The sequence below is a fragment of the Bacteroides sp. ZJ-18 genome (assembly GCF_011038705.2).
GTDB lineage: Bacteria > Bacteroidota > Bacteroidia > Bacteroidales > Bacteroidaceae > Bacteroides > Bacteroides hominis.
The window spans coordinates 3,317,363-3,340,751 of record NZ_CP072198.1 but is presented as its reverse complement, the minus strand read 5'-3'; the positions used below and the strand labels follow the sequence as shown (position 1 = coordinate 3,340,751).

18 protein-coding genes and 2 tRNA genes are annotated in these 23,389 nt (G+C 37.7%); 11 read left to right on the top strand and 9 right to left on the bottom strand.

Annotated elements, in window-relative coordinates; translation table 11 throughout:
* Positions 1-205: 205 nt before the first annotated feature.
* The 5 genes from uxaC (at position 206) to G7Y45_RS13370 (ending at position 5,664) form a co-directional block, all read left to right on the top strand.
* Positions 206-1,612, top strand: a complete 1,407-nt coding sequence (gene uxaC, locus G7Y45_RS13390) for a glucuronate isomerase (protein ID WP_165017164.1) — start codon at positions 206-208, stop codon at positions 1,610-1,612.
* Positions 1,613-1,756: 144 nt separating this feature from the next.
* Positions 1,757-3,145, top strand: coding sequence for an MFS transporter (locus G7Y45_RS13385; protein ID WP_005820255.1), 1,389 nt, complete (start codon positions 1,757-1,759; stop codon positions 3,143-3,145).
* A gap of 81 nt (positions 3,146-3,226) precedes the next feature.
* Positions 3,227-4,030, top strand: coding sequence for an MBL fold metallo-hydrolase (locus G7Y45_RS13380; RefSeq protein WP_165017167.1), 804 nt, complete (start codon positions 3,227-3,229; stop codon positions 4,028-4,030).
* An 88-nt stretch (positions 4,031-4,118) separates the two neighbouring features.
* A tRNA-Lys gene (locus G7Y45_RS13375) sits at positions 4,119-4,191 on the top strand.
* A 261-nt stretch (positions 4,192-4,452) separates the two neighbouring features.
* A complete protein-coding gene (locus tag G7Y45_RS13370; protein ID WP_165017170.1) occupies positions 4,453-5,664 on the top strand; it encodes an MFS transporter in 1,212 nt (403 codons plus the stop codon).
* Positions 5,665-5,786: 122 nt separating this feature from the next.
* On the opposite strand, the gene G7Y45_RS13365 is transcribed toward G7Y45_RS13370, so the two are convergent.
* Positions 5,787-6,929: an OprO/OprP family phosphate-selective porin gene (locus G7Y45_RS13365; protein ID WP_165017173.1), complete on the bottom strand. Its 1,143-nt coding sequence runs from the start codon at positions 6,927-6,929 to the stop codon at positions 5,787-5,789.
* A 519-nt stretch (positions 6,930-7,448) separates the two neighbouring features.
* Here G7Y45_RS13365 and G7Y45_RS13360 point away from each other — a divergent pair.
* The 4 genes from G7Y45_RS13360 to G7Y45_RS13345 all read left to right on the top strand — a co-directional run bounded on the left by G7Y45_RS13360 (position 7,449) and on the right by G7Y45_RS13345 (position 10,489).
* Positions 7,449-7,521, top strand: a tRNA-Lys gene (locus G7Y45_RS13360).
* A gap of 757 nt (positions 7,522-8,278) precedes the next feature.
* On the top strand, positions 8,279-8,806 hold the full coding sequence (locus G7Y45_RS13355; protein ID WP_005806074.1) for a hypothetical protein: 528 nt from the start codon (positions 8,279-8,281) through the stop codon (positions 8,804-8,806).
* A 569-nt stretch (positions 8,807-9,375) separates the two neighbouring features.
* Positions 9,376-9,813: a DoxX family protein gene (locus tag G7Y45_RS13350; protein WP_005806070.1), complete on the top strand. Its 438-nt coding sequence runs from the start codon at positions 9,376-9,378 to the stop codon at positions 9,811-9,813.
* Positions 9,814-9,934: 121 nt separating this feature from the next.
* Entirely contained in the window at positions 9,935-10,489 is a 555-nt protein-coding gene (locus G7Y45_RS13345) for a DUF3332 domain-containing protein (protein ID WP_005806068.1), read from the top strand.
* 82 nt (positions 10,490-10,571) lie between these two features.
* Here G7Y45_RS13345 and G7Y45_RS13340 read toward each other — a convergent pair whose 3' ends face one another.
* Together G7Y45_RS13340 and G7Y45_RS13335 are read right to left on the bottom strand one after the other, a co-directional pair.
* Positions 10,572-12,884: a BamA/TamA family outer membrane protein gene (locus tag G7Y45_RS13340; RefSeq protein ID WP_005777747.1), complete on the bottom strand. Its 2,313-nt coding sequence runs from the start codon at positions 12,882-12,884 to the stop codon at positions 10,572-10,574.
* Between the two features lie 121 nt (positions 12,885-13,005).
* Positions 13,006-13,494, bottom strand: a complete 489-nt coding sequence (locus tag G7Y45_RS13335) for an energy transducer TonB (protein WP_241159052.1) — start codon at positions 13,492-13,494, stop codon at positions 13,006-13,008.
* A 340-nt stretch (positions 13,495-13,834) separates the two neighbouring features.
* Between G7Y45_RS13335 and G7Y45_RS13330 the strand changes: the two genes are divergently transcribed.
* Positions 13,835-14,596, top strand: coding sequence for an RNA methyltransferase (locus tag G7Y45_RS13330; RefSeq protein WP_165017179.1), 762 nt, complete (start codon positions 13,835-13,837; stop codon positions 14,594-14,596).
* Here G7Y45_RS13330 and G7Y45_RS13325 read toward each other — a convergent pair.
* From G7Y45_RS13325 to ileS, 5 genes are all read right to left on the bottom strand, one after another.
* Entirely contained in the window at positions 14,550-14,882 is a 333-nt protein-coding gene (locus tag G7Y45_RS13325; RefSeq protein WP_005777742.1) for a hypothetical protein, read from the bottom strand. The two genes, G7Y45_RS13330 and G7Y45_RS13325, sit on opposite strands and share 47 nt — an antisense overlap.
* An 8-nt stretch (positions 14,883-14,890) precedes the next feature.
* The gene (locus tag G7Y45_RS13320) at positions 14,891-15,937 is read right to left on the bottom strand and encodes a DUF4296 domain-containing protein (RefSeq protein WP_032543245.1); all 1,047 of its coding nucleotides are present in this window, start codon (positions 15,935-15,937) and stop codon (positions 14,891-14,893) included.
* 10 nt (positions 15,938-15,947) lie between these two features.
* A complete protein-coding gene (locus tag G7Y45_RS13315) occupies positions 15,948-16,580 on the bottom strand; it encodes a lipoprotein signal peptidase (protein WP_005777738.1) in 633 nt (210 codons plus the stop codon).
* A 114-nt stretch (positions 16,581-16,694) separates the two neighbouring features.
* Positions 16,695-17,075: a TraR/DksA C4-type zinc finger protein gene (locus tag G7Y45_RS13310; protein ID WP_005777736.1), complete on the bottom strand. Its 381-nt coding sequence runs from the start codon at positions 17,073-17,075 to the stop codon at positions 16,695-16,697.
* 35 nt (positions 17,076-17,110) lie between these two features.
* A complete protein-coding gene (gene ileS / locus G7Y45_RS13305) occupies positions 17,111-20,536 on the bottom strand; it encodes an isoleucine--tRNA ligase (protein ID WP_165017181.1) in 3,426 nt (1,141 codons plus the stop codon).
* A gap of 225 nt (positions 20,537-20,761) precedes the next feature.
* Between ileS and G7Y45_RS13300 the strand changes: the two genes are divergently transcribed.
* Positions 20,762-21,811, top strand: coding sequence for a DUF2776 domain-containing protein (locus G7Y45_RS13300; RefSeq protein ID WP_005806062.1), 1,050 nt, complete (start codon positions 20,762-20,764; stop codon positions 21,809-21,811).
* 66 nt (positions 21,812-21,877) lie between these two features.
* On the opposite strand, the gene G7Y45_RS13295 is transcribed toward G7Y45_RS13300, so the two are convergent.
* Positions 21,878-23,143, bottom strand: a complete 1,266-nt coding sequence (locus G7Y45_RS13295; RefSeq protein ID WP_032543248.1) for a S41 family peptidase — start codon at positions 23,141-23,143, stop codon at positions 21,878-21,880.
* Positions 23,144-23,389: the final 246 nt, after the last annotated feature.

Here is a 23,389-nt window from a genome sequence, read left to right as displayed (position 1 = left end):
TAAAAGAGTGTTTTTCCCATATTATTTTAAAGTTTAAATTCATAAATATCTGGTTTGTCTTTGCATCTCTAAGTAATTTTTTTAATTTTGTGTTCGATAACGATAAATAAAATCGAAATATAAATAGAATATATTGTATTTATAATCAATAATATACCTTGGCTTTAATACAAATAACTATTCTGTACAATAAAAACACAAAGAAATGAAAAAATTTATGGGTAAGAACTTCCTGCTGCAAACAGAAACGGCTCAGGAATTATATCACGAACATGCATCTAAGATGCCGATTATTGATTATCACTGTCATTTAGTTCCCCAGATGGTAGCGGACGATTACCAGTTTAAATCTATAACCGAAATCTGGCTCGGTGGTGATCATTATAAATGGCGTGCCATGCGCTCAAATGGTGTGGAGGAGCGTTTTTGTACAGGAAAAGACACATCAGATTGGGAGAAATTTGAGAAATGGGCGGAAACTGTTCCATATACCTTACGTAATCCTTTATATCACTGGACTCATCTGGAATTGAAAACAGCATTTGGTGTTGATAAAATATTGAACCCCAAAACAGCTCGTGAAATTTATGATGAATGTAACGAGAAACTGGCTTCTCCAGAATATTCTGCCCGTGGAATGATGCGTCGCTATCATGTGGAAGTCGTTTGTACGACCGATGATCCTATCGATTCATTGGAGTATCACATTAAAACACGTGAAAGTGGATTTGAAATAAAGATGTTACCCACTTGGCGGCCGGATAAAGTGATGGCTGTAGAAATACCATCAGACTTTCGTGCTTATGTTGAAAAACTATCGGAAATAAGTGAGGTCGATATCTCTGATTTTGACGATATGATAACAGCCTTGCGTAAACGCCACGATTACTTTGCCGATCAGGGATGTAAGCTGTCTGATCATGGAATCGAAGAATTTTATGCTGAAGAGTATACGGATGGCGAGATTAAAGCTATTTTCAATAAAATTTATGGTGGATCTGAACTAACAAAAGAGGAGGTTCTGAAATTTAAATCGGCTATGTTGATTATACTGGGTGAAATGGATTGGGAGAAGGGATGGACACAACAATTTCACTATGGTGCAATTCGCAATAACAACAGTCGGATGTTTAAATTGCTGGGACCTGATACTGGGTTTGATTCCATTGGTGAGTTTATGACCGCTAAAGCAATGAGTAAATTTCTGGACCGTCTGAATTCAAAAGGTAGACTGGCCAAAACAATTCTATATAATCTGAATCCTTGTGCAAATGAAATGATTGCTACTATGATAGGTAATTTTCAGGATGGCAGTATCCCCGGAAAAATTCAGTTTGGATCGGGATGGTGGTTTCTTGATCAGAAGGATGGAATGGAAAAACAATTGAACGCCCTTTCTTTACTTGGATTGTTGAGTCGCTTTGTAGGAATGCTGACGGATTCTCGTTCTTTCCTCTCCTACCCTCGTCATGAGTACTTCCGCCGTACATTGTGTAATCTATTGGGGCGTGATGTGGAAAACGGTGAAATACCGGCATCTGAGATGGACCGTGTCTGTCAGATGGTTAAAGATATCAGCTATTTTAATGCTAAAAACTTTTTTCAGTTTTAATTACCTGTTTATTTAACTGTTATAATTAAGTCGGAAACTGGTTTTCCAAGCCTTTTTCCGGCTTTTATTTCATGAGTGGCTGGTCGGATTGGCAAAAAATCTTATCTTTGCGTTCGATTATCAATTAAAAAAAGAAAAACATAAATGAACAATTCCCCTCAGCCTGCTGCTAAAGGTTTCACAAGAGCCTTTTATGTCAGCAACACAGTCGAACTGTTTGAACGCATGGCTTACTATGCCGTGTTTATCGTTCTCACTATTTATCTATCTACAATTTTAGGTTTTAATGATTTTGAAGCAAGTATGATTTCCGGCCTTTTTTCCGGTGGATTATACTTGCTTCCTATTTTTACCGGAGCGTATGCCGATAAAATCGGTTTTCGCAAATCAATGCTTGTTGCTTTTTCATTATTGACAGCCGGATACTTGGGCCTGGGAGTATTACCCACGTTACTTGAAAGCGCCGGATTAGTGACTTATGGAGAAAACACTCATTTCGATGGACTGACGGATAGTGCCTCCCGTTGGTTGATAGTTCCGGTTCTATTTATAATTATGATAGGCGGCGCATTTATTAAATCGGTTATTTCAGCTTCTGTTGCCAAGGAAACAACTGAAGCGACTCGGGCACGCGGATATTCTATTTTTTATATGATGGTTAATATCGGTGCCTTTACCGGTAAAACGGTTATCGATCCTCTACGGAATGTTATTGGTGACCAAGCTTATATCTATATTAACTATTTCTCAGGAGTCATGACTCTCATCGCTTTGTTGGCTGTTTTCTTTTTGTATAAATCGACTCATACCGTAGGAGAAGGAAAGAGTATGCGTGAGATCGGACAAGGTTTCTTGCGTATTGTCACTAATTGGCGTTTGCTAATCTTAATCCTTATTATTACGGGATTCTGGATGGTACAACATCAGCTTTATGCTACAATGCCTAAGTATGTTATTCGCATGGCTGGTGAAACTGCAAAACCGGGGTGGATTGCCAATGTAAATCCTTTTGTCGTTGTTTGTTGTGTGAGCTTTGTGACTCGCTGGATGGCCAGACGAAGTGCTATCACTTCGATGAATATTGGTATGTTTCTGATTCCGATATCAGCGCTGTTGATGGCATGTGGTAATCTCTTGGGCAATGAAGTTATCTCGGGAATGAGTAATATTACGTTGATGATGATTGCCGGCATCGTGGTACAAGGCTTGGCAGAATGCTTTATTTCTCCGCGTTATCTGGAATATTTCTCTTTACAAGCTCCTAAAGGTGAAGAAGGCATGTACTTAGGTTTTAGCCATCTTCACTCTTTTTTGTCTTCTATTTTTGGCTTTGGGCTCGCAGGGGTGCTGCTGACCAAGTATTGTCCGGATCCTGCCCTGTTTGAATCCAGAGAAGCTTGGGAAGCCGCCAGTGTAAATGCTCATTACATCTGGTATTACTTTGCAGCAATCGGTTTGATTGCAGCAATTGCATTGCTTATTTTTGCAAAAATCACCGATTTCATCGATAAAAAGAAGAAAGCTAACACCTGATTGTTTCCTTTTTTATGTATATTTGCCGTCACTTTGCCATAAAAGTTGACGGCAATTTGCATTTAAAAGAAGAGAATAATAATGAAGATTAGATTTATAAGCCTGGCAAGTGGCAGTAGCGGAAACTGTTATTATCTGGGTACCGAAAAATACGGCATACTCATTGATGCAGGTATCGGAATTCGTACCATAAAAAAAACGTTGAGAGATATAAATGTGACGATGGATTCGATACGCGCAGTGTTTATAACGCATGATCATGCTGATCATATCAAAGCTGTGGGGCATTTAGGTGAGAAGTTGAATATTCCGGTATATACCACAGCACGTATACATGCGGGGATTAATAAAAGTTATTGTATGACAGAAAAATTGCATGCTTCTGTACGCTATCTGGAGAAAGAAGAGCCTATGAAATTGGAAGACTTCCGCATTGAGTCTTTTGAAGTTCCACATGACGGAACAGACAATGTGGGTTATTGTATAGAAGTTGATGGTAAAGTCTTTTCTTTTCTAACAGACTTGGGAGAGATTACTCCGACTGCTGCCCGATATATCTGTAAAGCCCATTATTTGATTCTTGAAGCTAATTATGATGAAGAAATGCTTCGTATGGGACCTTATCCTACATATCTGAAAGAACGTATTTCAAGTAGTACAGGCCATATGAGTAATGTAGATACTGCCGACTTTCTTGCTGAGAATATCACGGAACATCTTCGTTATATCTGGCTTTGTCATCTGAGCAAAGATAATAATCATCCGGAACTGGCTTATAAAACGGTTGAATGGAAATTAAAGAATAAAGGCGTCATTGTTGGGAAGGATGTGCAACTGCTTGCTTTAAAGAGAAATACGCCATCAGAGCTCTATGAATTTGAGTAAGTGTGAGAAAAAAAGAATAAAAAAGATTCCTATTTGTTTTGCAATATGAAATAAAAGCCCTACTTTTGCAACCGCAAACGAGAAACAAGCACTCTTAGCTCAGCTGGTAGAGCAATTGACTCTTAATCAATGGGTCCAGGGTTCGAGTCCCTGAGGGTGTACAAAAGGAGATTATTTATAATCTCCTTTTTGTTTTTGTGACATTTTGAAATATTATCTTATCTTTGTCGCCGCAAAGAATAAAATTGATGAAAACAACTTATCTGTTTGACATACTTGTCGATTATTTGGAACTGGCTTAGCTACGGTTTCACCTTATTTTGATATGCCTTTTCTCGTAATGGTATATCTCATTCTTCTTTTCCTCCTGTATAAATGCAACAGAGGAATGATCTCATTCTTTATCTTATTTCAACTTTAATATGAATAATTGGAAGAAAAAGTTTATTATTATATGGACCGGGCAGCTATTCTCTATACTAAGTAGTTCTATTGCCCAGTTCTCTATTGTTTTGTGGATTAGTCTTAAAACTGGTTCTGCAGAAGTATTGTCATTTGCAACAATTGCTGCCCTATTGCCACAGGCGGTATTAGGTCCTTTTGCCGGTGTATTTGTCGATCGTTGGAATCGTAAGTGGACTATGATTGGAGCAGATAGCTTCGTCGCCCTTTGTTCCGGTATAATTGCATTGTTGTTTTATCTTAATACAGTTGAGCTATGGCATATATATTTTTTGCTTATGTTGCGCTCTGTCGGTGGTGCATTTCATACGCCTGCCATGAAATCGTCTGTGCCATTGCTGGCACCCGAGAAAGAGCTTATGCGCATTGCAGGTATCAATCAGGCGATTCAGTCAGTATGTAACATCGGTGGACCGGCTCTCGGGGCTATATTACTGCTTGCCTTCGACATGAGCCTTGTTATGCTTTTGGATGTATTTGGAGCCATAATAGCTTGTACAGCTTTACTTTTTGTGTATATTCCTAATCCTAAAAAAGAAAATGCTTCTGCTAAGAATGTGCTTTATGATATGCGAGATGGGTTTAATGTCATCATGCGCAACAAAGGAGTCAGTTGGGTTATGGTAACAGAAGTTCTTGTTACATTTTTTGTTATGCCTATGGTAGCTTTGATGCCATTGATGACCTTGAAGAATTTCTCGGGAACGGCATATCAGGTGAGTTTGATAGAGGTCCTTTTCGGTGCAGGCATGCTGGCCGGTGGTGCATTGCTGGGTGTTTGGAATCCTAAGATACGGAGAATTCTGCTGATTGCCACCTCTTACTTTTTACTCGGTCTGGCGTTGGCATTCTGTGGAGTGCTTCCGGCTGAAGGCTTTATCTATTTTGCCATACTAACAGTAGCACAGGGCATAGTTGTTCCGTTCTTTTCCGGACCTTTTACTTCATTGCTTCAAACTCAATTTGAACCGGCATATTTAGGACGGGTATTTTCACTTTTTGATAGCGTGAGCTTACTCCCCTCTATTATAGGGTTGTTTATTACGGGATTTGTTGCTGATAATCTGGGGATAGCCAATATTTTCATTTATTGCGGAATAGCAATTGTGCTTACCGCCGTTTTGATGATGTGTATTCCAGCCGTTAGGGATTTGGAAAGAAAAGGCAGGTAGAACGAATTTATTTATTATAAGTCATCCGTTTATGCTCACTGTTTATCTCTTCACAACCCAAGAGATAAACAGTGAGCATCTTATGAAATATAGTATAACCTGAATATATTAAAGACTATTGATTAGAAAATGAATTGGAATCTTCCCTGAACTACGCTGAAGTTTTGGTTGCTTATCTCTTTTATATTAGCTCCGGGTATCATATAGCTATAGTTTAATTTTACTCCGATGTATTTATTAATGTAATAATTAAGTCCAACGGAGATATCTTTTTGTTCTCCTCCCCAGATAGCAGCTTTTCCGTCATTAAGTGTTAGATAATTAAATCGGGAACAGAGCTCCAGGCTTTTTCCTTTCGGCCGGCCGGGACATGCGACTGATTCGTCATATAAATAAGTCTGACCGGCTAAAAGCCAAGAGCATTGAAGATAACCACCTTGTGCTACATAATTTTCAAATGCATCATCCCGCTTCACATGTGTGCGTATATATTCACTTTGCAGACAAAAACGGTGATAATAAACCAATAATTCGGTGCCAAACTTTATCTGATGTGTCGCATGGTCGACAGTGGCTGCAACAATGTTTCGGTTGTCAATCGTGCTCACTCCAGGAGATTTATAAGAAAATACGTTTTTGTCTTCTTCATTCAATGAACCGTCAGGAGTACGATAGATTGTTGCAAACCCTATATGGATAAGCTTCTCATTTTCAAATACCGGTCGATATACTATCCTGCCATCCAACGCATAGCCTTGTGAAACATTTTTCAGATTATTGACATCATTGTCGGTAAATGCCCCTCCCGACAAATAGTAACGTTTACTTCTATAGCTATATGCGACTCCCATTCGCCGACTGTTTGTCAAGGCAAGAACGACTCCGGGAGATTGATTAAAGCGAAGGTCGAAAGTACTACACAGCATTTCTAAGCTGAAGGGTTCATAAAATTGTCCAACCTGTATAGTGTGCTTTTTTTGTGTATACATTGCGTAAGCATCCTTGATTGCTGCTTTATTGCCCGTATAGCCTATTTCAACTTTCATATTCCAGTTTTGATAAGCAACTTTTGCGCCTATGCGAAGATCACCAAATTCCACTCCATTACCAAAATGGTTATCATTTTTAAGATATACGCCTCCATCCAGAAGCATTCGTCCTGTCACTTTACATTGCAGTTTGTCCGAGTTGGGCTGTGCCGAAGATAATAAAGCGTAAGATATGCCCAACAAGTAGGAAAAAGTGTGTTTTAGATATAAGTTCATTTGTTATTAGATTTTTAGCCTTGCTATTTATTTCGGATACAAAAATACATTAAAAGAAATATAGATGAAATGAATATTTATAATTTATTGATATATTGATTTTTTTTCATTAGAAGATTGTAATATAAATCTAATTAAATAGATACAGATAATTTTATAAATTATATATTATAAGAGGTATTATACATTTATCTGTTGAATTATAATAGTTTACGTAAATCGTACTATATAAAATGCTTTAATGTGCGATTAAAAAAACTTTTTTAAAACTTAATCTTTGACCGGAATATGTTTTTTCTTTACTAAATCTTAATTCAACGCTTCTTGGTCTAATATAGATTATTGTAAATGAGACAATTTATCATGTATGATTATTTATGAATGAATACTTAAAAAGATACAAGTGTTTCATTAGACAGAATAAAAGACATTCTTTAGACGAAAAAATTCCTTCAAACATTTGCAGTTTAAAAATAAAGGTTTACCTTTGCACCCGAAATCAAGAACGCTTGATAACATGCACTCTTAGCTCAGCTGGTAGAGCAATTGACTCTTAATCAATGGGTCCAGGGTTCGAGTCCCTGAGGGTGTACAATTCGTTATAAATCCACTGCATATAAAAATGTAGTGGATTTTTTATGTGTTTATTTTTATTTTGCTTCTGTTCTTCAACAAGATATTGAATTAATCGGAAATTTTTGTTGGTGCTCCTCTCTTTATATTTCTGCATCTTAGCGATGCCTTTGTCACACAACCTTCTTCGTATTGATGTTTTTCCTGATAAGTAAGGATAGTCCATCAATAATGAAACCTAAAGATTCAGGTGGAAGAGTATCTTTTGATCCTTGGGAAAATGGTTACTCCCTATAATTCAAGTTCATCTTGGCAGCTAAGATACAGATCTTGCGGGCCAAGATGTGTATCTTGCGAGCTAAGATGTAGATCTTAGCCCGTAAGATGGACTTTAACTATCGGTCTGAAAAGTTTATTTTCTATGTTTCAGCACTTTATAGTAAAGTGATTTGTTATTTTATAATTGGGTCTTTACAACCAATAAAAAGAAATGTATACCGCTCCTGTGGTTAAGTTCTGATTATATTTCTTTAGGTGTACTTTAATCATTTTTATGGGCTGCAATCGGACTGTCCCTTTTTACATAAAGATGAATGCCAACAAAAATTTCCGATTACTCCGTTTTTATGTATTTGATAGTAAATAGATAGATAATTATAGCAAAAAGACTGGAAAAAAATGGATTTTATTTTGTTTTTAACCTTGAAACTTACTATCTTTAGGAAATAGATTATAATTGGGGGCAATTAATAAGTCCTGGCCCACAGGCGAATGATATGAGAATACAATTTGAAATTAAGGAAAAGTTACCTGAAATAATCGGGGAAATTCTAAATTCCGAAAGATGGACGACCCTTATTAAGGAAGATATTTCAGGTAGGAAATTAGTCGTAATCCGTGATCGTGCATTCGATTCGGAGGCAACTGTGGAGATCTACTCTCGTGAGGTTACTATTAAAACAGCATGGTCCAGATACACTTATCGGCTGTTTATATTGGGAGATTGTGTGTGGTGTGAATACAACGGTGCTTATCGTGGGTTATTAGAACAAAACTTATTGCCGTCTATAACTCCTAAAGAGAGTTTATTGGATTCGGAAGTTTTGGATAGTTCATTGTATGGGCATGAAAAGAAAAAACTCCGGGAATATGCTGAGGATAATCTTAAACTGAAGAAATTCAGACGTGAGAATTTTAATGAAAATCGCACTGGAGTAGCTCCGTTTGATCATCCGAAAAAGGTGTATGACGAATTCATTAAAGAAGATTACATTGCTCCTTCTTCGGAAAATAATAATAAATAAGAATAATAAAGGAGGATTTTATACTATTCAGAGTATCAATCCTCCTTTATTTCTATAGAGGATTACTCTCTGTATCCTCCATTTCCGGTGCATCATGTATACTTTTCATTATAAATGCCCACGTGATAAGCAAAAAAGCTATATAAATAATTATATATTCCATAATCCCTTTATTTTATTGACTATATAACAGGTTGGATTTTGAAAAGATGTTCGTATTACATTTTTTTTGCATATTCGGATGAAAATAAATGCATTGTTCCTGAGAATACGATACATTTCTCCAATAATAACATCAGTAAGAGATTTATTTGTCATTAGAGTAGCCATATTCTTTAAGAGTATTTCTGCCAATCTCCTCCAGACAGCTTCTCAGAAACTTCCCTATTTTTTTCATGATCACATTCCTTTCATTTTAGTTGTCATTCGCCGATACAACAAAAATGATAATTCATGAGTTGTATTTTGATATTGCTTTTTGGGGGGATCTGGCTATTATTTGATCTGTATCAAGTAAACAATACAAAACGGATAGTTGTTTATATTATAAAATCTAAAAATATAAACTTATGATTTACAAATTTTTATTTCCTCTTAAACCAGACAGTATGGGAGCATCCGCATTCCTGCTGATTCTAAGAATCTCGTTTGGATTATTGTTAATGAATCATGGCATACAAAAATGGAGTAATTTTCAGGAACTTTCCACATCCTTTCCTGATCCGTTGGGATTAGGTTCTCCCCTCTCCTTGGGGTTGGCCATTTTTGCAGAGTTAGTATGTTCGATGGCCTTTATTATAGGTTTTCTTTACAGGTTGGCCATGATTCCAATGATCTTTACTATGGGTATTGCATTCTTTGTTATTCATGCAAATGATGCATTTGCAATGAAAGAATTGGCATTAGTATATTTGATTGTTTTTATTTTGATGTATATAAGCGGACCGGGGAAATATTCTGTCGATTATATGATAGGCCGGCAACTCCGAAACAAAAGGAAAATGTAAGCAGAAAAGTAACCTAAATTTGTTCTCTTTAGCTAAAAAGAGTATATTTGCAGATTATAACAGGATCGTTTTTATATAAATGATCCATAATATTAACCTAATAACAAATAAAAAAATTAGTATGAAAAAGAACAGATTAACTTTGGTTGCTGCCATTTTTCTCAGTGGTACTATCCTGTTTAGTTCATGTGTAGGATCATTCGGATTGTTCAATCGCATTTCGTCATGGAATCAGTCCATTGGTACAAAATTTGTAAATGAACTTGTTTTCCTTGCTTTAAATATCGTTCCGGTATATGGTGTCGCTTATCTGGCAGATGCATTGGTAATTAACTCAATCGAATTCTGGAGTGGCACCAATCCTATGGCTAATGTAGGTGATGTGAAGAAAGTAAAGGGTGAGAACGGAGATTATCTGGTAAAGACCCTTGAGAATGGTTATTCCATCACTAAAGAAGGTGAAGATTCAGCTATGGAGTTGATTTATAACAAAGAAGCAAACACTTGGAATGTTGTTGCTGACGGAGTCAGCACGGAATTGTTGAAAATGAACAATGACGGTACTGCTGAAATGAATTTACCGAATGGAGAAAAGATGAACGTAACTCTTGATGCACAAGGTATGATGGCTGCACGTCAGGCTACAATGGGCGGACTGCTTTTTGCAGCACGCTGATTATCGAAATAACTATAAATATAAAGATGAAACCGCTCTGAGAGTCAGTTTCATCTTTTTTTTATCTCTATCCTTAATAGAATCAGAATGGATAGCCTACAGCAAAATGAAATGCGAAATCACGGCTAAATTTAGGATGAATAATAGGATAACGTTCTTTTGTTTTCTCATATTTAGGATTTACAGCTTTCATACCTCCGTCAAAACGAAGTACAAAAAAGTCAAGGTCCAGTCTGAGCCCTAATCCATAAGCCACTGCGATTTGCTTATAGAACTTGTCGAATTCAAAAGCTCCTCCCGGCTGGTTTTCATATTCACGGATAGTCCATATGTTACCTGCATCGATAAATGCCGCTCCGCGGAACTTCCAAAACAGACGGGTCCGGTATTCGATGCTTGCATCCAATTTGATATCTCCGGACTGATTCATGAAATTTCCATCGCCGGCAAAAGAGCCCGGTCCTAAATTACGTACAGACCATCCTCTTACGCTGTTGGCTCCTCCTGAGAAATAACGTTTCTCAAAAGGAACTACCTTGGCATTTCCATAAGGTACGGCAACTCCTATCCCCGCATGAAACGCAAGGGAATTGCGATGATCGATTATAATATTCTTGGCAAAATCAAAGTCGCCTTTCAAATATTGTGCATAAGGTATCCCTAAAATAGCATATTCCCCATCTTTATTCTTTCTCATATTAATCATTTTAGAGACTCCGTAAAGAATGTTGCCTGCAGATTCGAAGCCTGCCCGTATGGAATAAGAATTGGAAGTTATCGTATTATTGACAAGGGTTCCTCCTGCACTATTATAGTTATAAGTATATCCCATACGTACAATAAGACGATTTTCATAATTATATCTGAGGATGTAGTTGTCTTTGTCCTTATCAATATAGTCTTCCTGGAATTGAGGAGAAATCCAGGGAAGGTAGAGGTAACTGATATCCAATAAATCGATGCGGTGCTGAATCTTTTGTTTTTGCATCCATTTGTAGCTCCATGAAGCCGAAGCAATGGTGCGGGAGAACTCGGGGCGTAATTGATAATTGTATTGTAGTCCGAACTCTGTCGTTGCTCTTATCCGCCGTTTAAAGTCAGAAGTAAGAAAGGGAAATAAGAAACTGGGGAAATTGATGCTTGTTTCAACTCCGTATTCAGTATAATTATGGTTTTTATATCCCGGCTGTAATCCGGATATGGCCTCATAAGCTCCTCGGAATTTTACCATGAAAGTTTCTGAGCCGCGAAATAAATTTCTATGTTGAAAAGAAACGGACGCGGCAGCTCCCAAATCACCTGCCGAATTAGTACCTTCCAACTCAAAAGAAATGGATTTATGCTTGCTTTTGGTTAGCATTACATAGCAATTCAGTCTGGTACTATCGTCATTTTGTGTCTCAAAAAAACGAATGTTAGTATACTTGAGAGCTGAAAGCCTCCCAAAATAAGTATAGGTCTTTTGTACGTTACGTTCATCATATAAATCTCCGGAGGTGAATCTTAAGTTATCTACGAGCACTTTAGGACGTAAATACAGTTGGTCTTTATAATAGATCGGGAATCCGTTATAATGCAAAGAGTCATTAATTTCAATGCTGCTCAGAGCTGATGATTGCAAGACATCATAATCAGTAATAAAATTGATTTTGTTGATCTTGTACTGAGGATGTTCTTTAGGAACATCACCAACATAAGCTTTATAGGGCAACAGATGTAAAGTCAAATCTACTTGATAAGTATTGCGGGCAGTATCTGCCGTATAAGTAATATAATCCTTATTAAATTTATAATAACCGTTACACAATAAGTAGTCTGTAATACGTTGCCGTTCCGCATCAAGTGTGTTTACATCGAAAAGCATTCCTTCTTTCAACGTTGATTTGGTAGAATCATTTTGAAGATATTCGGCTATTTTCTTATCAGAAATATCATACTTCAGTGTGCGTACAGTATAAGGTTTGCCTGAATTGATTTCATAAAACAGTTTTAGCTTTTTCTTTTTAGTTTTTATGGTTCTTTTTACGGTAGCTCCCATATAGCCGAGATTCTGCACTGCTTTTGCAATTTCTTCTTGCGAACGGATAGCATCGGCTTCATTATAGATAACCGGAGCATCTCCTATCTTGCGCAAGAATTTATTGAGCCATTTCGTAGAATCCCTTCCGGACCAATTATACACATACAGTTGAGTCTTGACTGCACTGAACCATTTCGAGTTAGGATTCTGTCGCACATAAAGTCGCATGTCCGACGGTTTTATGTCTTTATTATCAGTATGTATTTTTACTTCATCCAACAAATAAGAACCCTCCGGCACAAACTTAGTGGCAGAACACGAAGCTAGTGACAAAACAAAATAAAGAAGAATCGTGTAAAGAACCCCTTTCTTCATATACGGTTTTTTAATAGATTACGCCAAATAGGTTACAAATATAAACCATATTTTTTGTTTTGGGAAATAAAAATGCCGGAAGAGCATTTCTACTCTTCCGGCATTTTTATAGATGACTACATCATTTAAGCCTAAACCTGACCGGAAGTGTAAATCGTGAGTTTACATTTTCGCCTTTGTGCTTTCCAGGAATCCAATCAGGCATTGAGTTTACCACTCTGATAGCTTCCGCATCAAGTAGCGGAGATACGCTTTTTACAACAATCGGGTTAAGCAGTTTACCATTCTTAGAAACAACAAACTGAACTACTACCTGACCTTCTTCCTTGTTTTCAATGGCTTGGGCCGGATATTTGATGCTCTTTGCAATAAACTGTAAGCATCCCTTCATTCCATCCGGAAATGTAGGAGCACTATCAACGACATCATACACTACGTCTTTTAGTATAGCTACAGAGTCCGGTACTACTTCTTCTTTAAGGGATTGTGTGGCACTTACAGAGTCTTTCACTTCGGTAACAGCCTGCTCGTTACTTGTTTTACTCCCGCAATTGCTAAACAATAGCAACATGGCTACTACCGGCAGAAATATCAGAAATTTGCTCTTCATAATTTTTTGAGTTCTTTTTTCGTTCAACATTTTAATTCGTTTTTAAAGGTTATACATTAGGATTAATATCTGGATTTGCTGCAGCCAATCAGAGCTTATTTATTTTTTAAGAGAAGATACTGTTCTTCTTTCTTTATTGTATTTTATGTGTCTGGGCATACCTTCTTCGTTCTGGATATCAATATAATGATGTATTACAAATCTACTAAATTTAAGTAGATGGTTTATATTTATCAATATAAAGTTTGTTAATGGTAAGAAAATAAAGACATAAAAAGGATTAGAAATATAATAGTTAATTGGGAATATCTTTATAGCTTTGCCGTAAAATTAGAGTTAGATGGGAACATTAAGTAAAAATAGAGTTAAATATATCCGATCGCTGGAATTAAAAAAAAATAGGAAAGAAGAAAGAGTCTTTCTGGCAGAAGGTCCCAAATTGGTAGGTGATTTACTGGGACATTTCCCTTGCAAGTTTCTGGCGGCCACTTCGGAATGGCTTAGAGAACATTCTGCAGTTAAGGCTGTGGAGGTAATTGAAGTCGGTCCTGAGGATTTATCTCGTGCCAGTTTGTTGAAGAGCCCTCAACAAGTACTGGCATTGTTTGAACAACCGAAGTACGAGATCGATACAGAAGTTATTCGTAATTCTTTATGTTTAGCTTTGGATGATATTCAAGACCCCGGTAATCTTGGGACAATCATTCGTCTTGCAGACTGGTTTGGTATTGAACACATTTTCTGTTCGCCCAATACTGTTGATGTTTTTAATCCTAAAGCCATACAAGCTACCATGGGAGGCATTGCCAGAGTAAAAGTACATTATATCGCATTGCCAGAGTTGATTTATGTACTGGGAAATGTACCGGTATATGGTACCTTTCTGGATGGAAAGAATATGTATGAGCAGCCTTTGTCAAAGAATGGAATAATAGTAATGGGGAATGAAGGAAATGGTATTGGAGCCGAAGTGGAAAAGCTGGTAAACCGTAAGTTATACATTCCAAATTATCCTCAGGAACGCGAGACCTCAGAATCATTGAATGTAGCCATTGCTACCGCAATTGTCTGCGCTGAGTTTCGGCGACAGGCCGCATTGTAGCAAAGTCAAATGGAAATAACAAATAAGCCTGCCATTTCATGCATGAGGTAATTTCCGGAATAGTAATACTTTGTTCATCGGTATTGGTTAAGTTGAACAAAGTATTATTTATATCCATCCTTTCTTGCGGAATCAATAAAATGACACCGGGAAACCATTCTACAGATTCAATTTCTTCACTACAGGGAAAAATACGATAGACATACTCTCCCTCCATTTCTATGGCATGCAGTTTTAAAAATCCACTTTCCGGAATAAATATATAATGTGCAGCAAAACGTTTCATCTTATTTTCTAATTATTCTGACGACGCAATGGTCTCCTTGGATTAGTTCGTTGCTGTCTTTCTAATTGCTGTTTTTCTTTTTCTATTTGTTGCTCTTTCTCTCGTTGTTCCGGTTTAACGGGACGGACATCGTTATTGGGGCGGTTCAAATCCTTTGGATTAGTCCGTTGATGTACCGGCGTCGTTTGAATAGTATCTTGGGGAGCTTTCTTCCGGATAGAATCTACCTTATTTTTTTCTGTTATTGAGTCGGCATTTAAAGAGTCTTTTCCCATTTGTGTTAATGAGTCATTTACATGATAACGGGTCAACGAAATGTCACTAACCAAAAGTGTTGTTGACTTTTGGGATTGCGGATAGAAAATGAATCCTTTTATTTCCTTGATAGTCATCGTATCTGATTGAAGACGAATGTCCTGAATTCCTGATTCAAATATATGTTTCGTGCAACTATTGGTCACACTGTCGTTCTTATAAACAATCTGCATGGCCATTACCGGAGCCATTGTTGAGTCCGGCATTCCATCCAGGAAGTTATATTGTATTTTCCAGAGCAATACATCACGTTTCTTGAAATTTGTATCAGAAGGTAATGTGAACGTGAACTTATTATTCAATGGAGATCCCGTTAACTGGGCAACCCGCTGCCATGCCCAGACATCAATACTGTCGCCTGGAGCAGACATCTTAGGCTTATTATCACGCAATGCTATCAAGTGGTTGATGGCATCCTGTTGGGCTTTCAGCCTTTTATTTACCTTTTCATAGATTTCCGATAGTATTTTTGTGTTGCGTGTATACCATACCATAGACGAGTCAAAAACTTCTTCTGTTGTACCATATTTCTTAAATACAGCTTCTACATACAGTGCTTTTTTGTAATTCTCGCCACCAGGCATGTTCTCACCCATCGCTTTGGCAATGTGGTAATCGTATAGCAGATTTTCCATCTGTGATTCTGATATAACGCTATCAGGTCTTTTCACCTTACAAGCAGATGTTATCAGTACCAAAAGACAGATACAACATAATTGAAACCGGAAATACTTTTTCATTACCTCTTTTTTACTTTTTGGTCACAGAATGATGGTATGAATCATTCAGATATTTGCTATAGAACAGTAATAAGGCAATAATTCCGCAGCTAATGGCTGCATCTGCGAAATTGAAGATCGGACTAAAGAAAATGAAATGCTCTCCACCTACAAAAGGCATCCATGCCGGCCAGTTTGTATCGATAATCGGGAAATAAAACATATCAACTACTTTACCATAGAACCAAGTGGAGTAACCACCTCCTTCGGGCATAAAACTGGCTATTTGTGAATGTGTGCTTTCGTTGAAAAAGACTCCATAGAAAACACTGTCAATAATGTTACCCAGTGCACCGGTCAAGATTAACGATACACAAATGATATATCCGGTTTTTAATCCTCTTTTTACTATTTTATATAAGTACCACCCTATCAAGCCTACTGCAACGATTCGGAATGTAGTCAGAAAGAGTTTTCCAAATATCTCCATTCCAAACGCCATACCATTATTTTCGGTAAAATAAATATAAAACCAATCTGTAATACGGATACTCTCATGCCAATACATATGAGTCTTGATCCAGATTTTAATCACTTGATCAATGATCAGCACAGAAAAAATGACGAGCAGAGCGATTTGTCCTTTCGTGAGTAGTTTCTTCATTTTGTTAAGCTATCAGTTATATAAGTTACGAGCTACCAATTACAAGCTAAAGAGAAACACGATATTACCGTGTATACACTTGTCTCTTGCAATAGGTAGCTCGTAGCCTACTATTTATTTCTTTCCACTGTTCTTTGCTTCAATGCTCAGTGTAGCATGAGGCACGGCACGCAGACGTTCTGCCGGAATTAATTTTCCTGTTTCACGGCAAATACCATACGTTTTATTCTCGATACGTACAAGAGCAGCCTGTAAACCCTGAATAAACTTCAGTTGGCGTTGAGCCAAACGTGTAGTCTCTTCTTTCGACAATGTATTTGCTCCTTCTTCCAAGACTTTATATGTGGGGGACGTGTCATCTGTGTCATTTCCGTCCAGCCCCATTAAGCTCAGTTTTAACTGTTCATAGTCACGTTGTGCTAGTTCCAGTTTTTCATTAATGATGGCACGGAATTCTTCTAACTCCGCATCCGAATATCTTGTCTTTTCTGCCATAACTTTTACTGTTTATTAGGTTATTAGTATTAGAATTATTCTTTCACTACATTCACAAACAAAGAGAAGTCGTCGAAATTTAATTCTGTGCCGCCTTTTACTTCGTCTGCCAAAGTAAGGGATGTACCCAAAACTTGGTTACAAATATAACCATTATATTCATTTACCGCATCATCTGTCTGCGGATTTTTAGATAATGTTATTTTTATTTTGTCTGTAATCTCGAAACCACTTGATTTACGGATATTTTGAATGCGGTTTACCAATTCACGTGCAATTCCTTCACGGCGAAGTTCTTCCGTTACAGTAACTTCCAGCGCAACAGTCAATTTCCCTTCATTGGCAACCAACCATCCCGGAATGTCCTCGCTGAAGATCTCTACATCTGCAGTTTCTATAATAGCTTCTGCCCCATCTAAATTAAAGGTATAACGGCCGTTCTTCTCGAGTTCGGCAATAGCTTCCTGTGACATTTCTGCTACAGCTGCTGCTACAGCTTTCATTTGCTTTCCGAATTTTGGTCCCAGTTTCTTGAAGTCACATTTAACCTTTTTCACCAGAACGCCGGCTGTACCATCAACGAATTTAATCTCCTTTACGTTGACTTCACTCATGATAAGTGCTTTTACAGCCTCGATATGGGCTTTTTGTGCTTCATCCACTATAGGGATCATGATACACTGCAACGGCTGACGAACTTTAATATTCACTTTACGACGCAATGCCAACACCATGGAAGTAACGTCTTGTGCCATCTGCATTTGTGCTTCCAGTTCCTTATCTACCATTTTTTCATTGTATTCCGGGAATTTCGCCAGATGGACAGAAACTACATTATCGCGTCCTGTTGCACTGATTAGGTCGCCATACAGACGGTCTGCATAGAAAGGAGCGATAGGTGCCATTAATTTGGCTACCGTTTCCAGGCATGTATACAAAGTCTGATATGCAGATAGTTTATCCTGAGTGAATCCACCACCCCAGAAACGCTTACGGTTCAGGCGGACGTACCAGTTAGACAGATTATCGTTTACGAAATCAGAAATTAAACGTCCTGCTTTAGTCGGTTCATATTCGTTATAACAGGTATCTACTTCCTTTATTAATGTGTTCAGTACAGAGAGAATCCATCGGTCAATTTCCGGACGATCGCTCATCGGAACATCAGCCTCTTTGTATTCAAACCCGTCTACATTAGCATACAAAGCAAAGAAAGAATAGGTGTTGTATAAAGTACCAAAGAATTTACGACGAACTTCCTCGATGCCTTCTACATCAAACTTCAGGTTATCCCATGGAGAAGAATTGGTAATCATATACCAACGCAAGGGATCGGACCCATATTTCTCGATGGTAGAGAACGGATCAACTGCATTTCCTAAACGTTTAGACATTTTATTGCCATTCTTGTCTAATACCAATCCGTTTGAAATGACTGCTTTGTATGAAACACTGTCAAATACCATGGTTGCAATGGCATGTAAAGTGAAGAACCATCCACGTGTCTGGTCCACACCTTCTGCAATGAAATCTGCCGGATATACCTGATGGCTATCCAATAACTCTTTATTTTCAAATGGATAATGGATCTGTGCATAAGGCATCGCACCCGAATCAAACCATACGTCAATCAGGTCTGTTTCGCGTTTCATAGGCTTACCATCTTTTGAAACAAGGATAATATCGTCTACATATGGGCGATGGAGATCTATCTTATTATAATTTTCTTCATTATATTCACCCGGTATGAAACCTTTATCTTTATAGGGGTTCGATTGCATATACCCTGCGGCAACCGATTTTTCGATTTCATTATATAACTCCTCAACCGACTCTATACATTTCTCGTCGCTGTTGTCTTCTGTTCGCCAAATAGGCAACGGAGTACCCCAGTAACGGGAACGGCTCAGATTCCAATCATTCAGGTTTTCCAGCCATTTGCCAAAACGTCCGGTTCCGGTAGATTCCGGTTTCCAGTTAATGGTTTTATTTAACTCTATCATGCGCTCTTTGCACGCAGTAGAACGAATAAACCAACTATCCAGCGGATAATAAAGCACCGGTTTGTCTGTACGCCAGCAGTGCGGGTAATTATGCACATGCTTTTCTATTTTGAAAGCCTGATTATTAACTTTCATCATCATACAGATACTTACATCCAATGATTCATCCTGATCGGATAGATTCGGATCATAAGCATTCTTCACGAAACGACCTGCATACTCTTTGTATAAATCTACGTTAACGCGCTGTTTTACAAAATCTTCATCCAACTCATCTAAAGTATAGAATTTACCGGTCAGATCTACCATCGGACGAAGTTCACCTTTTTTATTAACCAACTGTAATGGAGGCACACCGGCAGCTTTTGCCACTTGAGCATCATCCGCACCAAATGTCGGAGCGATGTGTACAATACCCGTACCGTCCTCTGTTGTTACATAATCGCCCAGTATTACACGGAAAGCACCTTCTCCCGGATTTACCCATGGAATTAATTGTTCATATTCCATGTCTACCAAATCGGTACCTTTATATTCAGCAATTACTTTGAAAGGAACCAACTTATCACCTGGTTTATAATCTTCCAGTTTCAGTTCGGCTGCTTTCGGGCTGAAATGTGCATTCAACAATGCCTTTGCCAATACTACCGTGATTGGCTGTCCTGTATATGCGTTATACGATTGAACTGCAACGTAGTCAATTTTAGGACCTACACAAAGTGCTGTATTCGAAGGTAGTGTCCATGGAGTAGTAGTCCATGCTATAAAATAAGGAGTACCCCACTCTGCCATTTCGGGTTTAGGGTTCTTCATCTTAAATTGTGCCACTACCGTTGTGTCTTTCACGTCACGATAGCATCCCGGCTGATTCAGCTCATGCGAACTTAATCCAGTCCCGGCTGCCGGAGAATATGGCTGGATAGTATATCCTTTATAAAGTAATCCTTTTTTATACAATTGTTTCAATAACCACCACAGTGTTTCGATGTAACGGTTGTCGTATGTGATGTACGGGTGCTTCATATCCACCCAATACCCCATTTGATGAGTCAGGTCTTCCCATTCTTTTGTGAATTTCATTACATCCTGACGGCAATGAGCATTGTATTCTGCTACAGAAATTGTTTTTCCAATATCCTCTTTGGTGATCCCTAAAGACTTTTCTACACCTAATTCTACAGGGAGCCCGTGTGTATCCCAACCTGCCTTACGTTTCACTTGATATCCTTTCATCGTTTTGTAACGACAGAAAATATCTTTTATAGAACGAGCCATTACATGGTGAATACCCGGCATACCGTTAGCTGATGGAGGCCCTTCGAAGAAAACAAACGAAGGACAGCCTTCACGTTCTGTCATACTCTTGGCGAAAACCTGGTTTTCGTCCCATTTTTTCAATACGTCCTTATTCACCTGCGAGAGGTCGAACTGCGAATATTCGGCAAATTTCTTGCTCATGGCTATATTTACAATTTTACTATTTTACAATTTAAGATCGGGATACCCTCCCTATTTTAAGGGTGCAAATGTACAAAAACATTCGTTTTCATACAAGAAAAGCCTTTTTAATTTCAGTCTGACAGGAAGGGCCACCTTGTGAAAAGAGTGTAAAAAGTAGTAAGGGGAGCAAAACAAAAAACTATATGCCTTGTTTATCAGGGAAATTTTAAAACCCTATATGTTATGAATTACGGTATTAGTATATTGTTCAGAGCAATTCCTTTGGCGATGGCTCTGTTTTGTTTCGGCTACGGAGCGTTTATCAGTGTATATGGAGATGATCCTAACCGATTGGTGGCAGGTCCTGTAGTCTTTTCATTAGGTATGATTTGTATTGCATTGTTTGCAACGGCTGCTACTATTATCCGGCAAATTATACATACTTATGGGCGCGGTTCTTTGTACGCACTGCCTATTATCGGTTATCTCGCTGCTGCCGTTACTATTATTGGTGGAATCTGTATGTTTACCGGATCTGCCTCTGCCTCTTCCTTTGTGGCTGGGCATGTGGTTGCCGGAGTAGGACTGATAACTACTTGTGTAGCAACCGCTGCAACATCTTCTACCCGTTTTTCACTGATTCCTGCCAACTCAAAAATGATTGGTAATGGTATTCCTAAAGGAGCGTTTACTAAAGGTCAAGAACTTGTATTAAAAACAATAGCTATTATTGTATCGTTGATTGCTTGGATATGGGCTTTTGTTTTATTGGCCAAAAGCGATGTACATCCTGCTTATTTTGTAGCAGGGCATGTGATGGCAGGTCTGGCTTGTATTTGCACAAGTCTGATTGCTTTGGTCGCTACTATTGCCCGTCAAATCAGAAATGTATATACGGATAAAGAGCGTAAACAATGGCCGAAACTCGTATTATTGATGGGAACTATTTCCCTCCTTTGGGGGCTGTTTGTTATTTTTGCCGATTCAAGCAGTACAAATGGGGTTATCGGATATATTATGATTGGGCTTGGCCTTGTTTGTTACAGTATTTCCAGTAAAGTAATTCTACTGGCAAAAATCTGGGGACGAGAATTTGCTTTGGCCAACCGCATCCCTCTGATTCCGGTATTGACAGCATTAGCTTGCCTGTTTCTGGCCTCTTTCGCCTTCGAATTAGGTACAACACGCGATGATTATTTTATCCCTGCACGCGTATTAGCCGGTTTAGGGGCCATTTGCTTCACCCTCTTTTCAATTGTCAGTATTCTTGAGAGTGGAACATCTTCAAAATAAATGCAATAGGACAATACTAAAAAGAAAGCGGAATTGTGAACTCCGCTTTCTTTTTAGAGAGTTCATTTATTCATAGAATTTATTAAGTGAGACATAATATTCTAATCGGGAATTGGGTAATGTGAATGACATATAATTGCCAAAATATACATTTGGGCAGCCGGTTTCACCAAGAATTTTTCCTGCATGAGATTTTTTAATAGCAGATGCAAATGTCGACGCTCCGGAATAAGTGGTTTCATTTACCAATACTGTAACTGTTCCTTTATAAATATCTGCTTTATCCCGGTTTCCCGCTACAGAAGAATCTTGAATAGCAAATAAAGAACCGTCAGGTAAATTTTTGATCTCTTCATAGGTTTCCGGATGTTTTTGCTTATTATACAGTTTTGAGTATGAACTGATTTTTAAATCAGTTTTAGCATATAATGTATAAGCATCATGCGATAAGTATGATAGAAGCATGTCAACTCCGGCACTTGACCCTCCTTTGTTATTTCTGATATCTATAACCAAATTGGGTACATGTTCTCTGTTAATCACCGAAAAGACAGAGTCACAAAATTGTTTTAGTTGTGGTAATTGATATAAGTTCATTATTTGCAGAGTAGCAGTCTGTCTATCGGGGCTTAGAGTATAACTAAATTGCGGCAGGCTTTTTCCAAGTTTTGCTTTTAAAACAGGGAGGGCATCTATTTGTCCGATGCCACTCAATGATTCTTTCCAGATCTTATTTCCCCTTTTAATTGTAAAATCATATTTGTCACCCCAATTATATTTATACCATAGCAAAGTAGAAAGATAAAGGGTCAATTGATTTTCCTTAATAGCGTTCCCTTTTTCAGCTCCCAGTAAAAGATACAATTGGCTTAATATAGTTTGACTATTTATATTATTCATACATGTTATTTCATCATTTTCCTGTATCGAACAGGATATTAAGGGGAAATCAACTACTATCTTATCGTCTACTATTTTTAAGCGTAAAGGCAGAGTCAGTCCTCCATGATTCAAATAGTCTATTCTGTCTGGAGTAGCAGGAATTGCGAAATTAGTATGACCATCTTTTACAGATGCAACAAATGGAGAGACTATAAAGTAGAAATCAGAAACGTTTCGTTCTTTATTTAACAAGCGATATATTGAATCATGCTTTTCTTCGAATTCTTTTTGTGTTTGATACATAAATAAATCCGGATGTACTTGACATAATAAGCTATATAAGGTGTCAAAATCTTCTTTTTGCTGGCGGGAGGTTAGTACTTGAGCATTTATTGGGATGCTGAGATTACATAAAATGATTATCATCAGAATTAAAGATGGAGTTTTCATGTTTTGTCGTTTTTAAGATTAGACATTTAATGATTAAAGCTATTTTGTGAATGCTAATATAGATAATCTCCTGGAAAGCTACTTTATTCTAAGTACTAATTTATATTTTCTTTTATTTTGTATCCCGGTCATCCCCAACTAATATTATAAATAGCAATGTTCCTTTTCAATTTAAATCTACTTCAAAATTGTATTTAATACAAATTAATAGCCTTTTATACGTTTATTGGCATATTTTTACTTACT

Bases quoted from the DNA above. Each gene is read 5' to 3' on its own strand.
- uxaC (WP_165017164.1), top strand. From the start codon at position 206: ATGAAAAAATTTATGGGTAAGAACTTCCTGCTGCAAACAGAAACGGCT.
- G7Y45_RS13385 (WP_005820255.1), top strand. From the start codon at position 1,757: ATGAACAATTCCCCTCAGCCTGCTGCTAAAGGTTTCACAAGAGCCTTT.
- G7Y45_RS13380 (WP_165017167.1), top strand. From the start codon at position 3,227: ATGAAGATTAGATTTATAAGCCTGGCAAGTGGCAGTAGCGGAAACTGT.
- G7Y45_RS13370 (WP_165017170.1), top strand. From the start codon at position 4,453: ATGAATAATTGGAAGAAAAAGTTTATTATTATATGGACCGGGCAGCTA.
- G7Y45_RS13365 (WP_165017173.1), bottom strand. From the start codon at position 6,929: ATGAACTTATATCTAAAACACACTTTTTCCTACTTGTTGGGCATATCT.
- G7Y45_RS13355 (WP_005806074.1), top strand. From the start codon at position 8,279: ATGAGAATACAATTTGAAATTAAGGAAAAGTTACCTGAAATAATCGGG.
- G7Y45_RS13350 (WP_005806070.1), top strand. From the start codon at position 9,376: ATGATTTACAAATTTTTATTTCCTCTTAAACCAGACAGTATGGGAGCA.
- G7Y45_RS13345 (WP_005806068.1), top strand. From the start codon at position 9,935: ATGAAAAAGAACAGATTAACTTTGGTTGCTGCCATTTTTCTCAGTGGT.
- G7Y45_RS13340 (WP_005777747.1), bottom strand. From the start codon at position 12,884: ATGAAGAAAGGGGTTCTTTACACGATTCTTCTTTATTTTGTTTTGTCA.
- G7Y45_RS13335 (WP_241159052.1), bottom strand. From the start codon at position 13,494: ATGAAGAGCAAATTTCTGATATTTCTGCCGGTAGTAGCCATGTTGCTA.
- G7Y45_RS13330 (WP_165017179.1), top strand. From the start codon at position 13,835: ATGGGAACATTAAGTAAAAATAGAGTTAAATATATCCGATCGCTGGAA.
- G7Y45_RS13325 (WP_005777742.1), bottom strand. From the start codon at position 14,882: ATGAAACGTTTTGCTGCACATTATATATTTATTCCGGAAAGTGGATTT.
- G7Y45_RS13320 (WP_032543245.1), bottom strand. From the start codon at position 15,937: ATGAAAAAGTATTTCCGGTTTCAATTATGTTGTATCTGTCTTTTGGTA.
- G7Y45_RS13315 (WP_005777738.1), bottom strand. From the start codon at position 16,580: ATGAAGAAACTACTCACGAAAGGACAAATCGCTCTGCTCGTCATTTTT.
- G7Y45_RS13310 (WP_005777736.1), bottom strand. From the start codon at position 17,075: ATGGCAGAAAAGACAAGATATTCGGATGCGGAGTTAGAAGAATTCCGT.
- ileS (WP_165017181.1), bottom strand. From the start codon at position 20,536: ATGAGCAAGAAATTTGCCGAATATTCGCAGTTCGACCTCTCGCAGGTG.
- G7Y45_RS13300 (WP_005806062.1), top strand. From the start codon at position 20,762: ATGAATTACGGTATTAGTATATTGTTCAGAGCAATTCCTTTGGCGATG.
- G7Y45_RS13295 (WP_032543248.1), bottom strand. From the start codon at position 23,143: ATGAAAACTCCATCTTTAATTCTGATGATAATCATTTTATGTAATCTC.